Genomic DNA, 13,577 nt, shown 5'->3' with positions numbered 1-13,577 from the left:
CCGTCACACGGCCGGATCCCAATAGGGTGGGTCGCCGAAGGTCTTTTTCAGATGATCGGCGATGGCGCGCAGCTTGGCCGAGGGATTTCTGCCTTCGGGATGGGCCATGTAAATGAATTCCGGCTCCGGCCGGGCACCGACATCGATCTCGAGCAGACGCCCCTCGCGGATTGCGGGGCCGATAATGAAGGCCGGCAAAAGCGCGATGCCGAGGCCTGATATCGCCGCATCGTGCAGCATATCGCCATTGTTGATGCCGAGGCCCAGCACCGCACGGATGACGACGGCGCCTTCATCCGTCTGGAACCGCCAGTCGGCGACACCGCGATTGGTGTAGAAAAGTCCGTGGTGGCTGTTGAGATCGGCGAGTGAAACCGGCGTTCCGTAACGCTCGAGATAATCGGGCGATGCTACCAACAGCCGTCGGCTGCGGGCGAGCTTCCAGGCGATCAGTCGTGAGTCTGCGATGGCACCGTGGCGGATGATCGCGTCATATCCGTCCGATGCCGGATCGACTCGCCTATCGTCCATATCGAGCGTCAGCGCGATCTGCGGGTGCGCCTTCAGAAATGGATAGAGCGCTGGGCCGAGATGCAGGCGGCCGAACGTGACGGGGGCGGCGATGCGTAGCGGGCCTGACAGAGTGCCGCGGCGCTCCGCCATGTCGGCCTCGGCATCTTCCATTTCGCGGACGATGCGTGCGGCGCGCTCCAGAAAGGCGGCTCCATCCTCCGTCAAGGTCAGCTTGCGCGTGGTGCGGTGGACAAGCATGGCGCCCAGTGTCTTCTCCAGTTCCGCCAGTCTCTCGCTGACGACGGATTTAGACAGGCGCAGCCGTCGGGCGGCCTCGCTCACCGAGCCGGCCTCCACCACCGCGACAAAAGCCGCAATACCCTCAATCTTAATCATCGTTCGGCTTTTCCGAATTCGAGCTCCGTATTTAGGAGACTAATCCGAACGAAGAAAGAATGCCATCTTCCACCCATCGAAACCGGCGGCCACCCCGATCCAACCGAAATTCAGGAGATGGAACAATGAATCGTCTGATCAACAAAGTAGCAATCGTCACTGGCGCAAGCTCGGGTATCGGCCGTGTTACCGCCAAACTCTTTGCGGCTGAAGGCGCCACGGTCGTCGTCGGCGCTCGCACCTGAGGGTGAAGCCTATCTCGTAGATATGAGAAGGCCGCGGTTCCTCCCACCGCGGCCTTCTCGTTCATGCGCCGTCGACGAGACGGCGGATCGCCGTTTCGATTGACGTTGTGCCCTTCTGCGATTTCTCACGACCGCCCTCAAAGTCGATCCAGCCTTCATTGAAACCATCGAGCATGCGCATACGCGGTTCCGGGTTCTTCATGCCCTGGGCACGGAACAGCTCTTCCCAGCTTCCCTTCGGTACGATCTCCGCCGTCACCGGCTTGCCGAGCGCCTTGGTGAAGGCAGCGGCGATCATGGCCGGGCTGACACGCTCCTGCGCTTCCAGCTCGGCGACACGCACGCCCTGCCAATCCTCGCGCAGCATCTTCGCACCGAGCACACCAATATCGTCCACGGCGATCATCGGCACGGCGCGATCGAGCGGCTGCAGGAAGCTCGGGATGACGCCGTTTTCGCGGGCCGGCATCACATCCCAGGCGGCGTTTTCCATGAACCAGGCAGCGCGCAGGAAGGCGACCGGGAGGGAGAGCGTCGAAAGCTCCTTCTCGACGATGCCAAGCTGGCTCAACAGGTTCGGCTGCGTCGCCTGCGCGCCGACCGTCGACAGGCAAACGAGCTTTCCGGGCTTTGCCGCCCCGAGCGCAGTCTTCAGCGTTGCAAGCATGTCCCTCACTTCCGGAAAGCCCGGCGTCGGGTCGAAGAGCGGCGGGATGACGAGGAAAACCGCTTCTGCGCCCTTGAAGGCTGATGCCAGCGATGTGGCGTCATTCATGTCGGCGACAGCCAGCTCGCAGCCGCGCTCTTTCCAGCCGGCCGCCTTTTCGGGATTTCTGACGACGGCGCGGACCTTCGCATTATCCTTCAGCAAATGGTCGGCAACAGCGGCGCCCACCTGGCCTGTCATTCCGGTTACAGCAAACATGGGGAGCAACTCCTATATTGGGTTGGCACCACTATGCTGCTACACGGTCTGTGACTGAAGTGCGCTTCAGTCACATGATTAGTGACTTTAAAGCAGTAATAAAATCCTGTTTGCCAAACCCGCCCTGGCCATGTCGCAGGTAGGCCCTTTTTAACCGCGTGATAGGGCATATCGGGCTAGACAACATCTTTCCGTGACAGCTCCCGATCCCTTTCTCCCGGAGCCCGGTCCCCACCTCTTCGGAGTTTCACATGCTGATCGGCATCCTGTGCGGTCTTGCCACCTGCGCGCTATGGGGGCTGAGCTTCGTCGCCCCGCGCGTCGTCGCGCCCTATACGGCGATCGACCTGACGGTGGCACGCTACGGGCTTTTTGCCGTCGTCAGCCTTATCCTGATGATCAATCCGCGCTTTCGTCCGGTGGGTTTGCGGCGGTCGCTTGTTCTGACCGGCATTGCGCTCGGCAGCATCGGTTATGTCGGCTACTTCATGAGTATTTCCTATGCCGTGCGTTACGCAGGCACCGCCATTCCACCGCTCGTCATCGGCACGATGCCTGGATTGCTTGCCATCATCGCCAATCTCAAGGACCGGTCCATCGACTGGAGAACACTGGCAATACCGCTGATCCTGATAGGCGTCGGCATCGGCTGGGTGAATGTCTCGATCTTCGCCACGACATCCGCCAGCGATCAGCCGGAAATCCTCCTCGGCATCGTCGCCGCGCTGATCGGACTGGCGCTCTGGGTCGCCTATGGCATGATGAGCGCTGCGGTCATGCAGTCGCAGGATGCGCCAAGCGCCATGCACTGGACCGCCTTGCAGGGGATCGGCGCCGGCATCGGCGCACTCGTCCTCCTGCCCTTCACCTCGCTCGGGGAGACTGTCAGCTTCACCAGTTCGCAGACCTTTCACTTCGTGCTGTGGGCGACAATCATGGGCATTGCCGGCTCGTGGCTTGCCACGCTGTGCTGGATGATTGCCTCGCGCCTTCTGCCGCTGGCGCTTGCTGCGCAGCTGATCGTTGCGGAAACCGTCTTCGGCCTGTTTTATGGCTTCCTGTTCGAGCAGCGCATGCCGACCGTAGCCGAGGCCGGCGGCGCGATCCTGCAGCTGATCGGCGTCGGCATGGCGATCGCGATCTTCACGGCAAAGCGGGTCAAACACGCCTGAGCGCCGGTGATTGCATGTTTTCCGCCAAAGGCTTAGGGTCTTACCCGTTCAGAGAAGCGGCAGGGAAAAACATGACTCTCAGCGGCAAACGCATCCTCCTCATCATCTCGGGCGGCATCGCGGCCTATAAGAGCCTCGATCTCATCCGACGCCTGGGGGAACGCGGCGCTTCCGTGCGCCCGATCATGACAAGGGGTGCGCAGGAGTTCGTGACTCCGCTGGCGGTTGGAGCATTGGCAGCCGACCATGTCTTCACCGACCTCTTTTCCCGCCAGGACGAACAGGATGTTGGCCATATCCGGCTGGCGCGCGATTGTGACCTGGTGCTGATTGCGCCCGCCACCGCCGACCTGATGGCGAAGATGGCGCATGGCCTTGCCGACGATCTCGCCTCCACCGTGCTGCTCGCCACCGACCGGCCGGTGCTTGCGGCACCGGCGATGAACCCGAAAATGTGGACGCATCCGGCGACAAAACGCAATGTCGAGACCTTGCGGCGGGACGGCATCCGCTTCATCGGCCCTATGGCCGGTGAGATGGCGGAAAGCCGTGAAGCGGGCACGGGCCGGATGGCCGAGCCTCTGGAGATCGTCGCTGCTGCCGAAGCTCTTCTCCATGACGGTCCGAAGCCGCTTGCCGGCAAGCGGGCGATCGTCACATCAGGCCCGACGCATGAGCCGATCGATCCGGTACGCTACATCGCCAACCGCTCCTCGGGCCGGCAGGGGCATGCCATTGCCGCGGCACTTGCGCGGCTCGGCGCCGATGTAACGCTGGTGTCCGGTCCCGTGACCATTCCCGATCCCGTCGGTGTCAGGGTGGTGCCTGTCGAACGAGCCGAGGAGATGCGCGATGCGGTGCTTGCCGCCCTCCCCGCCGATGTCGCCGTGATGGTGGCTGCTGTTGCCGACTGGCGCGTTGCCTCGGCTGCCGATCAGAAGATCAAGAAACATCCGGGCGAATCCATTCCGACGCTGGCGCTGACGGAGAACCCCGACATTCTCAAGACCGTCGGTCATCATACGACGCGGCCGAAACTGGTGATCGGCTTTGCCGCAGAGACACAGGATGTCGAGGCCAATGCCAAGCTGAAGCTTGAGCGCAAAGGTGCGGACCTGATCGTCGCCAATGACGTTTCACCATCGACCGGCATCATGGGCGGGACGCGCAACAGCGTAAAACTCATCCGCCGCGACGGTATCGAACAATGGCCCGATCTTTCCAAGGATGAAGTGGCAGAGCGGCTGGCCGCGCTGATCGCCGAGCGGCTCATGCGGGAATAGAGACGGGCTCCAATCTTGCGGATGCACGCTTTTCGGGCTGGAAAGCCGTGATCTCCAAACCGTCGACGCCGACGGTCACGGCACTGCCATCGGGAATTTCCTGCCACGCATCGCCATCATCGTTCAGCGGCTCCGACACGAGGCAGTAGCCCTTGGCAAGCGGCGATCCATAGAGGGTCGGCGCTTTGCGGTCAGTAGCATAGCGGACCGCGTAAAGAGACTTTCCATCCGAGAAGGCAGCGGTGAAGCGCAGCAGCACGGATCCCAGAATACCTTCCGCCAGGCCTTCGACGAAAGCGATGGTCTGCGCCATGGCAGCGATCGGTGCATCCCGAAGACCGAACTGCAGAGCGAGAAGAAACAGGAGCTCGGAATCCGTCGTGCCGGTGCGGGCGTTGAAGAGCTCGTCATCCAGCATGGTTTCCATCGGCCGGCGCAGACGCTCGAAACCGGAAATCTGGCCGTTATGCATGAAGGACCAGGTTTCATGCGTGAAGGGATGGCAGTTGTCGCGCCGCGTGCCGCCGCCGGTCGCGGCCCGCACATGGGCAAGGAAAAGCGGCGAGCGGATCTGCCGCGCAAGGCTCTTCAGATTGCAGTCGGACCAGGCCGGCAGGATATCGCGGTAGCGGCCCGGCTCCGGTCGGTCACCATACCAGGCAATGCCGAAGCCATCGCCGTTCGTCGCCGTCTTGGCGCGGGTGGCGCAATGGGATTGCTCGATCAGGGAATGGGCGGGCGAAGATACCAGCTCCTCCAGATAGAGGGGGTCTCCGCGATAGGCTGCCCAGCGACACATGCTCTTGCTCCGGCCCGCCGCCTGCCGCGGCTGAAATGCTGAAAACGTCTTGGATTGTCGAATCCTACGGCTAACAACGGCTTAACAGCCACCCGATTTGCAAGACGAAGATGACGAATTCTTGACGCCGGCCAAGATCACTTTCCGCAAAAACGATATGGATTTGCGTGATCGCAACGACAGAAAATCAGATAACTGAACGACATATCCAGATTCCGGCTAAAAGGCAGCCACGCGTTTTCCTCTTGCATCTCAGGGGAATCAGCCTACTTTTAGATCATCGTCAACGTAACGAAAGGAAGGTGATCCAATGTCTAATGAGTTTTCGGACCTCGTAATGGGCATGGAAGTGGTGATGAAAGCGAGGCAGCCCTCGTTCTAAACCCAGCCTTCCTGGGACCGCATAAGACGGTCCGGCCAATTACAGGCCAAACCTCATGGAAAGGGTCGCGAAAGCGGCCCTTTTTTTATTGCCTTCATTGAGCCATTGACGCTCAAGAGGAACAGCATTATTCATAAAGTCATCGGATGACTTTATGAATAATGCACATGCAACCTCTCAGCAAGACCAATCTTGCCGACACGGCCAGCGAAGCGATCCGCAGCGAGATCCTCGCCAAGCGCTGGGCTGTCGGCGAGAAACTGCCGAACGAAGCCTCGCTCTCGGCTATGCTGTCGGTCAGTCGCGGTACGGTGCGCGAAGCCGTGCGCGTTCTCGTCTCGCAAGGCCTCCTGGAAACGCGACAGGGCTCCGGCACTTATGTGCTCTCGATCACCGATAACAGCCTGCCGCTCACCATGGCGCGGCGCGCCAGCCTGCGCGACCAGTTCGAGGCGCGCTGCGCGCTCGATGTCGAAGGCGCACGTCTGGCCGCCATCCGCAAGACGCCCGACGCCATCGCCGGGCTTCGCGTGCTGCTTGCCGAGCGTGGCAATTATGAAGGCGGCGATCCGGCAGGCTTCATCGAACGCGACCTTGCCTTCCACAAGGCCGTCATCGCCGCCTCCGGCAACCGGGCGATGATCGAGATCTATGATTTCTTCTCCACTTCGATCGCAGAGACCATTGCCGCCACACTCGATAAGGCGATCCCCGAGCCCGACATGCAGGCACATCAGGCGATCGTCGACGCCATCGAGACCGGCGATCCCGGCAAGGCCGATGCAGCCGTGCGCGACTTCATGGCGCCTGTCCTTTCCGCCCTCGACCGGATGCTTCTTTCATGACCATGTCCATACAGAATGCCGCGCTCGACGCCGTCGACGAGACGATGATCGATGCCGAAATCGACAGTGTGCCGGCACCGCTGCCGCCGCAGAAGCAGAGCATGACTGCCCGCTTCCTACTCGGTGCCAGCCTCGTGCTGATCGCGTTTAATCTGCGGCCGCTGTTTTCCAGCGCTTCCGCCCTTCTGCCGGAAATCCGTATCGAGCTCGGCCTGTCGCCACTCGGCGCCAGTCTTCTAACGACGCTTCCTGTCGTCTGCCTCGGCGCCTTTTCACCGCTGGCTCCGCGACTTGCCCAGCGCATCGGCTCGGAACGGACACTGCTTGGCGTACTCCTGCTGCTGACCCTCGGCACGGCACTGCGCGGCCTTTCTTCCATTCCGCTGCTTTTTCTCGGCACCGCACTTGCGGGTGCTGCGATCGCCGTCGGCAACGTGTTGCTGCCCGGACTGGTAAAGCGCGACTTCGCTGCGAATGCGGCTCTGATGACCGGCCTCTATACGATGGCGCTCTGCGCAGGTGCTGCAAGTGCTGCCGGCCTGACGCTGCCGATCGAACATGCACTTGGCGGCTCGCTGGAAGGCGCGCTCGCCGTCTGGGCCTTGCCCGTTCTCGTCACTGGGCTGATCTGGCTGCCGCAGGTCATTGCGAGCGGTCGACAGCCGCGGCGCAGCGGTTTTCGCGTCGAAGGGCTATGGCGGGACAAGCTCGCCTGGCAGGTCACGCTTTTCATGGGCCTGCAGTCGGCACTCGCCTATTGCGTCTTCGGCTGGCTGGTGCCGATCTTGCGTGAGCGCGGGCTTGATGGCGTTACGGCTGGCGGCATCGTCTCCGCATCCGTCATGGTGCAGGCGGCCGCCTGCCTCGTCGTGCCGCACATTGCCGTGCGCGGTAAAGACCAGCGCCTTATCAATGTGACGCTCTGCGCTTTCTCCGTCGCAGCACTTCTCGGTCTGCTCTTCGCACCACTTTCTTCCGTCTGGGTCTGGGCTGTCCTGCAGGGGATCGGCCAGGGCGGGCTCATTGCTGCGGCGATGACAACCATCGTGCTGCGTTCGCGCGATCCGCATGTCGCCGCTCACCTTTCCGGCATGGCGCAATGCGTCGGCTATCTGCTCGCCGCAATCGGCCCGTTCATCGTCGGACTGATCCGCGGCTGGACGGGAAGCTTTGCCTGGTGCGCAGTGCTTTTCGTTGCGCTCGGCCTTGGTGCGGCCTTCAACGGGTGGCAGGCAGGACGGGCGCTGCATGTGAATACGCGTACCATCGAGAAGGGCGAATGAGCCAGGCTCACTTGCACATCACCATCTCTTGATGCACATCGAAGAGATGCGGCTGCTACCCTATCTCAACCGCATCCCGCACCCGCCGGAGGAGATATACTTGCGCTTCCGATCCCTGCTTTTCTTCGCCGCGCTGACTGCCACGCTCGGGCCGTCCCTTGCCTTCGCGCAGGAGCCCAGTGAGCGCCCCGCGCCAGCCCAACAGGATTCGGCACGCGCGGGCATGCTCAAATTATTGCCAGCCGATTCCGTCACCGAACACGTGCTTACGGCAGCCGATGGGCGCAAGATCGCCTACACTGCGACCGCCGGCACGCTCGATCTCTTTGGCCAGGATGGTGGGCAGAACGCTGCAATTTTCTACACTGCTTATGTCGCCAAGGATACCGGGCCAAACCGGCCGATCACCTTCGCCTTCAATGGCGGGCCGGGTGCGGCTTCCGCATTCCTGCATCTCGGCCTCGTCGGCCCGAAGGTGCTGGATTTCGGTCCCGATGGTCGTGACGGCGCAAATGCCAAGCTCGTCGATAACACGCATAGCTGGCTCGATTTCACCGATCTCGTGCTGATCGATCCCATCGGCACCGGCTGGAGCCGCACGGTGAAGGCCGACGACGCCTCGAACTATTACAAGGTCGGCACTGACGCGCAGACGATGGCGAAGACGATCGCGCTTTACATCGCCCATAACAACCGCGCCAATTCGCCGAAATACCTGCTCGGCGAAAGTTATGGCGGGTTCCGCGCCGCCAAAGTGGCGTCCTCGCTGCAGGAAAGCCAGGGCATCATCATCGCCGGCACCGTCATGTTGTCGCCGCTGCTCGAAGGGCAGTTGATGTTCAATGCCGACCAGTTCGCGCTGGGTGCCGCACTGGAATTCCCCTCATTGGCAGCCGCCGAAGCCGACCGGCGCAAGAGCTTCAGCGAATCCGGCCAGCGCGACGCTGAGAGTTTTGCGCTTGGCGAGTATCTCACAACGCTTGCCGGCCCCGCACCGACGGGCGATGGGGCAGCAGCCTTCTACAGCAAGATCTCCAGCCTCACCGGCATTCCGCAGGATGTCGTTATCCGCAATCGCGGCTTCCTCGGCGATGTTTTCGTCAAGCATTCCGGCCAGCAGGGCGGCGAAGTGATGAGCCCCTATGACGCCTCCTTCGCAACACCTGATCCCTACCCGGAATCCGATCAGGACCGCGGCAACGACCCAATCCTCGACGGGTTCGCCCGCGCCTATGGCGGCGCCTTTGCCGACTATGCCCGCAACGAACTCGGCTTCAAGACAGAGATGACCTACACCCTTCTCGAGAACGATATCAGCCAGCGCTGGGAGTGGGGCAGCGGCCGCGGCGGCGGTTCACGTTTCCAGGCAAGCGCCACCGACGACATCAGGCAGATGCTCGCTACCAACCCGTCCTTCCAGCTACTGATCGCCCATGGCTACAGCGATCTCGTGACACCCTACGGCGTCAGCCGCTACGTGGTCGATCATCTTCCGCCGTCGCTTGCGGACAATCGCGTGTCACTGAAGCTCTATCGCGGCGGCCACATGTTCTATACGACCGCCGGCCAGCGCGCCGCTTTCACGGCGGATGCAAAGGCCTTTTATGCCGAGCGTCCCGCCAGTCCTCCGGCGGATTGAAGGTGGTTGAGGGTTGCCGGAGGGCCGGGCTGACCTAGTTTCCCGGACATGGCAAACCGCAATCAGCTATCAGAAGCTCCGCCATCCGGCGGCGGCGCTTCCCAGCAGGATGAAACCCTCTCCACGCTCTCTTCATATCTCCAAGACGGTGCCCTCTTTCTCGATATCGACGGCACGCTCCTCGATCTCGCGCCGACGCCCGATGAGATATTCGTGCCGCCATTGCTTCCGGCGCAGCTCGACGCGCTGTCGCAGAAGCTCGGCGGCGCACTGGCGCTGGTGACGGGCAGAGGCCTCTCCTATGCCGACCGCCTCTTCGCCCCCTTCCAGTTTCCCATCGCCGGCCTGCATGGCGCCGAGCGCCGCGGCCCTGACGGCAGCATCTTCAAGGTGGAGCCGACAGCCGAATTCGAGAGGCTGAAGATCGAACTGAGGGCGGAGACGGCAGGCTGGACCGGCATTCTCATCGAGGACAAGGGCGCGGCCGTCGCCGCCCATTTCCGCCTTGCGCCGGCGCGGCAGGCGGAACTTGCGGAGGTGATGCAGCGTTTCATGAACCGCGCGGGACCGGACTGGACGCTGCAGCGCGGCAAGATGGTTCTCGAAATCCGTCCGGCCAGAGCCAACAAGGGCGATGCATTGGAGAGCTTTCTCGCAACTCCGCCATTCAATGGCCGTCATCCGATCGCCATCGGCGATGACCTGACAGACGAGGCGATGTTCGGCGTGGCGAACCAGCTCGGCGGATATTCCGTCCGCGTCGGGCCACCATCTGCAGGGACTGCCGCGCGCGGCACCCTGCCTTCCGCGGAAGCGGTCCGTAAAATCATCGCGCATTTTGCCAGCTGACTGAATTGCAGTTATTTCTAATGAAAGGAATTTGTCATGAGCCGCCTTGTCGTCGTCTCCAACCGCGTCCCTGTTCCGGAGAAAAAAGGGGCCGCGTCCGCTGGTGGGCTTGCCGTTGCGCTGGAAGCCGCACTTGAGAAACGCGGCGGCATCTGGATGGGCTGGTCGGGAAAGATCAGCGACGAGAGTGAACCCGGTCCGCTTTCAATCGAGGAACGCGGCAACATCACTTATGCGCTCACCGACCTGACATCCAAGGATGTCGACGAATATTACTTCGGCTTCGCCAACCGCATGCTCTGGCCGATCTGTCATTACCGGCTGGACCTTGCGGAATACGGGCGCACGGAGATGGCCGGCTATTTCCGCGTCAACCGCTTCTTCGCTCATCGGCTAGCGCCGTTGATCGAGCCGGACGACGTCATCTGGGTCCACGATTATCATCTCATTCCACTCGCCGCCGAGCTTCGGCAGATGGGGCTGAGGAACAGGATCGGTTTTTTTCTGCACATTCCCTGGCCGCCGGCAGACGTGCTCTTTGCCATGCCCGTTCACGAGGAAATCATGAGAGGGCTTGCTGCCTATGACGTCGTTGGCTTCCAGACCGATCACGATCTGGAAAACTTCGCAGGCTGCCTGCGCCGCGAGGGGATGGGCGACATGATCGGCGAAGGGCGTTTTACCGCCGGCGAGCGCCTGTTCCGCGGCGGGGCCTATCCGATCGGCATCGAGACTGCCGCCTTCGCTGAATTTGCAAAGAGAGCCGACAGCCATAGCATGGTCTTGAAGGCCCGCCATAGCATCGAGGATCGCAGCCTGATCATCGGCGTGGACCGGCTGGATTATTCAAAAGGCATCACCCAGCGCATCGATGCGTTCGAGCATTTCGTCACCAACAATCCGGCGCACCAGCGCAAGGTGACCTATCTGCAGATAACCCCGAAATCCCGCTCGGAAGTGCCGGAATATGAAGCGATGCAGCGGATGGTCGCCGAACAGGCCGGCCGCGTCAACGGCGCGCTCGGCACGGTCGACTGGGTGCCGATCCGCTATATCAACCGCTCCGTCAGCCGACCGGTGCTCGCCGGCCTCTACCGGCTCGCCAAGGTCGGCCTCGTTACGCCGCTGCGCGACGGCATGAACCTCGTCGCCAAGGAATATGTTGCCGCACAAAACCCCGACGATCCGGGCGTGCTGGTTCTTTCCCGCTTTGCCGGCGCGGCGCGCGAACTGAACGGCGCCCTGCTCGTCAATCCCTACGACATTGTCGGCACGTCCAATGCTCTAGCGCGCGGGCTCAATATGCCGCTCGATGAGCGCCGCGACCGCTGGCGGCGGATGATGGACCACCTTCTGAGGCACGATGTCTCGCGCTGGTGCGACGATTTCCTCGGTGATCTGGCTGCCTCACCAGTTTGACGGCGCCAGCAGGGCATTACCATTCCGCCTACCTCCGTCTGCCACGACGCGCTGGGTGATGGCCGGCTGGTGCGCCTTCTGCCCGGCTGGACGGCGGGCAGCATCAGCACGACGATCCTCATGCCGCATCGGCGCGGACAATTACCGTCCGTGCGGGCGTTCGTCGAGTTCCTCGCCGAACGGCTGGCGGGTGATCAGGCGGCCTTGGCCGCGTGATATTCCTTGATCGCCACCATCTTGATCGCCGGATAGCGCTCCGCCTCGTAGCGCAGCGAGAAACCATCCTGCGCCAGAAAGACCGGGTCGCCATCCAGATCGCGGGCGATATCACCGCGCTTGACGGTCAGGAATTTGTCGAGTTCGGCAGCCTGGTCGGACGAAATCCATCGGCAGACGGAGAAGCGCGACATTTCGAAGGAGACCGGCAGGCCGTATTCGGCCATCAGGCGTTCCTTCAGCACGTCGAGTTGCAGCGCGCCGACGACGCCGACGATGGCGGGCGACCCATCCTCTGGCTGGAAGAGCTGGACCACGCCTTCTTCAGCCATCTGCTGCAGGGCTTCCTTCAGCTTCTTGGCCTTCATGGCATCTTCCAGACGCACGCGGCGCAGGATTTCCGGCGAGAAGTTCGGCACGCCCTGGAAAACCAGGCTTTCGCCTTCCGTCAGCGTATCGCCGATACGCAGCGTGCCGTGGTTCGGAATGCCGACCACGTCACCGGCAAAAGCCGTATCGGCGAGCTGGCGCTGCGAGGCGAAGAAGAATTGCGGCGCGGTGAGACCAAGCTGCTTGCCGGTGCGCGCAAGGCGCGCCTTCATGCCGCGCTCCAGCTTGCCGGAGCAGATGCGGGCAAAGGCGATACGGTCGCGATGATTGGGGTCCATGTTCGCCTGGATCTTGAAGACGAAGGCCGTCATCTTGTCTTCGGCGGCATGCACGGTGCGGATATCGGCCGTCTGGTCGCGCGGTGGCGGCGCGAACTCGCCGAGCGCGTTAATAAGGTCGCGCACACCGAAATTGCGCAGCGCCGAACCGAAGAAGACCGGCGTCATATGGCCTTCGAGGAAGGCTTTCCGGTCGAAGGGACGGCAGGCTTCGATCGCCAGCTCGACCTCTTCGATGAAGGCATCGCGCTCGTTTTCCGGCAGCCGGCCGGCGACACTCTGCGGACCGTTGACGGCGGTGACCTCGACTTCCGTATCGGAGCCGCGCACCGTGTTTTCCTTGAGATGATAGGAGCCGCAGAAGGTCTTGGAGCGGCCGATCGGCCAGGTGACCGGGGCCGTGTCCAGCGCCAGCTTTTCCTCGACCTCATCCAGGATCTCGAAGGGATCCCGGCTTTCGCGGTCCATCTTGTTGATGAAGGTGATGATCGGAATGTCGCGCATGCGGCAGACTTCGAAGAGCTTCAACGTGCGCGGCTCGATACCCTTGGCGGCGTCGATGACCATGACGGCGGCGTCGACCGCCGTCAGCGTGCGGTAGGTATCGTCGGCGAAGTCTTCGTGACCGGGCGTATCGAGAATATTGAAGACATTACCTTCATATTCGAAGGTCATGACCGAGGTGACGACCGAGATTCCGCGCTCGCGCTCGATCTTCATCCAGTCCGAGCGGGTCTGCATGCGGTCCTTCTTCGCCTTCACTTCACCAGCAAGCTGGATGGCGCCGCCGAACAGCAGCAACTTTTCGGTGAGCGTCGTCTTGCCCGCGTCCGGGTGAGCGATAATAGCGAATGTGCGGCGGCGGGAGACCGCCTCGGCGAGACTTTCGGCCATAGTGTGAATCCTGTGGAATTGCCGCGTATCTAGCGATTAAAGCGCGCCA

Annotated in this window: 11 protein-coding genes and 2 pseudogenes; 9 read left to right on the top strand and 4 right to left on the bottom strand. The window is 62.1% G+C overall.

The features are described 5' to 3' along the window. Positions 1-3: 3 nt before the first annotated feature. On the bottom strand, positions 4-909 hold the full coding sequence (locus tag KQ933_RS21465) for a LysR family transcriptional regulator (RefSeq protein WP_216756793.1): 906 nt from the start codon (positions 907-909) through the stop codon (positions 4-6). A 125-nt stretch (positions 910-1,034) separates the two neighbouring features. Between KQ933_RS21465 and KQ933_RS21460 the strand changes: the two are divergent. Then, positions 1,035-1,148, top strand: a pseudogene (locus tag KQ933_RS21460) (SDR family NAD(P)-dependent oxidoreductase); the annotation flags it as partial. 67 nt (positions 1,149-1,215) lie between these two features. Here the strand turns inward: KQ933_RS21460 and KQ933_RS21455 are convergent. Next, positions 1,216-2,079, bottom strand: coding sequence for an NmrA family NAD(P)-binding protein (locus KQ933_RS21455; protein WP_216756792.1), 864 nt, complete (start codon positions 2,077-2,079; stop codon positions 1,216-1,218). A gap of 251 nt (positions 2,080-2,330) precedes the next feature. On the opposite strand from KQ933_RS21455, the gene KQ933_RS21450 reads away from it, so the two are divergent. Further along, positions 2,331-3,251: a DMT family transporter gene (locus tag KQ933_RS21450; RefSeq protein WP_216756791.1), complete on the top strand. Its 921-nt coding sequence runs from the start codon at positions 2,331-2,333 to the stop codon at positions 3,249-3,251. A 71-nt stretch (positions 3,252-3,322) separates the two neighbouring features. After that, positions 3,323-4,534 carry a bifunctional phosphopantothenoylcysteine decarboxylase/phosphopantothenate--cysteine ligase CoaBC gene (gene coaBC / locus KQ933_RS21445; RefSeq protein ID WP_216756790.1) on the top strand — a complete coding sequence of 404 codons (1,212 nt, stop codon included), beginning with the start codon at positions 3,323-3,325 and terminating at the stop codon, positions 4,532-4,534. Here coaBC and KQ933_RS21440 read toward each other — a convergent pair. Then, entirely contained in the window at positions 4,521-5,333 is an 813-nt protein-coding gene (locus tag KQ933_RS21440) for a class II glutamine amidotransferase (RefSeq protein ID WP_216756789.1), read from the bottom strand. The two genes, coaBC and KQ933_RS21440, sit on opposite strands and share 14 nt — an antisense overlap. Before the next feature lie 549 nt (positions 5,334-5,882). On the opposite strand from KQ933_RS21440, the gene KQ933_RS21435 reads away from it, so the two are divergent. From KQ933_RS21435 to KQ933_RS21410, 6 genes and pseudogenes are all read left to right on the top strand, one after another. Further along, the gene (locus KQ933_RS21435) at positions 5,883-6,560 is read left to right on the top strand and encodes a FadR/GntR family transcriptional regulator (RefSeq protein ID WP_216756788.1); all 678 of its coding nucleotides are present in this window, start codon (positions 5,883-5,885) and stop codon (positions 6,558-6,560) included. After that, on the top strand, positions 6,557-7,843 hold the full coding sequence (locus KQ933_RS21430; protein ID WP_216756787.1) for an MFS transporter: 1,287 nt from the start codon (positions 6,557-6,559) through the stop codon (positions 7,841-7,843). The genes KQ933_RS21435 and KQ933_RS21430 overlap by 4 nt, the downstream gene beginning before the upstream one ends. Before the next feature lie 100 nt (positions 7,844-7,943). After that, positions 7,944-9,482 carry a S10 family peptidase gene (locus KQ933_RS21425; RefSeq protein ID WP_216756786.1) on the top strand — a complete coding sequence of 513 codons (1,539 nt, stop codon included), beginning with the start codon at positions 7,944-7,946 and terminating at the stop codon, positions 9,480-9,482. Between the two features lie 48 nt (positions 9,483-9,530). Continuing rightward, the gene (otsB, locus tag KQ933_RS21420) at positions 9,531-10,331 is read left to right on the top strand and encodes a trehalose-phosphatase (RefSeq protein ID WP_216756785.1); all 801 of its coding nucleotides are present in this window, start codon (positions 9,531-9,533) and stop codon (positions 10,329-10,331) included. A 36-nt stretch (positions 10,332-10,367) separates the two neighbouring features. After that, the gene (otsA, locus tag KQ933_RS21415) at positions 10,368-11,750 is read left to right on the top strand and encodes an alpha,alpha-trehalose-phosphate synthase (UDP-forming) (RefSeq protein WP_216756784.1); all 1,383 of its coding nucleotides are present in this window, start codon (positions 10,368-10,370) and stop codon (positions 11,748-11,750) included. A 12-nt stretch (positions 11,751-11,762) separates the two neighbouring features. Next, positions 11,763-11,966: pseudogene (locus KQ933_RS21410) on the top strand (LysR substrate-binding domain-containing protein); the annotation flags it as partial. On the opposite strand, the gene KQ933_RS21405 reads toward KQ933_RS21410, so the two are convergent. Beyond that, complete coding sequence (locus KQ933_RS21405) at positions 11,945-13,528, bottom strand: peptide chain release factor 3 (protein WP_216756783.1); 1,584 nt, start codon at positions 13,526-13,528, stop codon at positions 11,945-11,947. The pseudogene KQ933_RS21410 and the gene KQ933_RS21405 sit on opposite strands and share 22 nt — an antisense overlap. Positions 13,529-13,577: the final 49 nt, after the last annotated feature.

This window comes from Rhizobium sp. WYJ-E13 (genome assembly GCF_018987265.1).
Lineage (GTDB): Bacteria > Pseudomonadota > Alphaproteobacteria > Rhizobiales > Rhizobiaceae > Rhizobium.
This window is presented reverse-complemented; position numbering and strand designations above follow the sequence as displayed.

Coding starts and splice junctions, on each gene's coding strand:
- coaBC (WP_216756790.1), top strand. CDS start 3,323: ATGACTCTCAGCGGCAAACGCATCCTCCTCATCATCTCGGGCGGCATC.
- otsA (WP_216756784.1), top strand. CDS start 10,368: ATGAGCCGCCTTGTCGTCGTCTCCAACCGCGTCCCTGTTCCGGAGAAA.
- KQ933_RS21435 (WP_216756788.1), top strand. CDS start 5,883: ATGCAACCTCTCAGCAAGACCAATCTTGCCGACACGGCCAGCGAAGCG.
- otsB (WP_216756785.1), top strand. CDS start 9,531: ATGGCAAACCGCAATCAGCTATCAGAAGCTCCGCCATCCGGCGGCGGC.
- KQ933_RS21430 (WP_216756787.1), top strand. CDS start 6,557: ATGACCATGTCCATACAGAATGCCGCGCTCGACGCCGTCGACGAGACG.
- KQ933_RS21440 (WP_216756789.1), bottom strand. CDS start 5,333: ATGTGTCGCTGGGCAGCCTATCGCGGAGACCCCCTCTATCTGGAGGAG.
- KQ933_RS21465 (WP_216756793.1), bottom strand. CDS start 909: ATGATTAAGATTGAGGGTATTGCGGCTTTTGTCGCGGTGGTGGAGGCC.
- KQ933_RS21450 (WP_216756791.1), top strand. CDS start 2,331: ATGCTGATCGGCATCCTGTGCGGTCTTGCCACCTGCGCGCTATGGGGG.
- KQ933_RS21455 (WP_216756792.1), bottom strand. CDS start 2,079: ATGTTTGCTGTAACCGGAATGACAGGCCAGGTGGGCGCCGCTGTTGCC.
- KQ933_RS21405 (WP_216756783.1), bottom strand. CDS start 13,528: ATGGCCGAAAGTCTCGCCGAGGCGGTCTCCCGCCGCCGCACATTCGCT.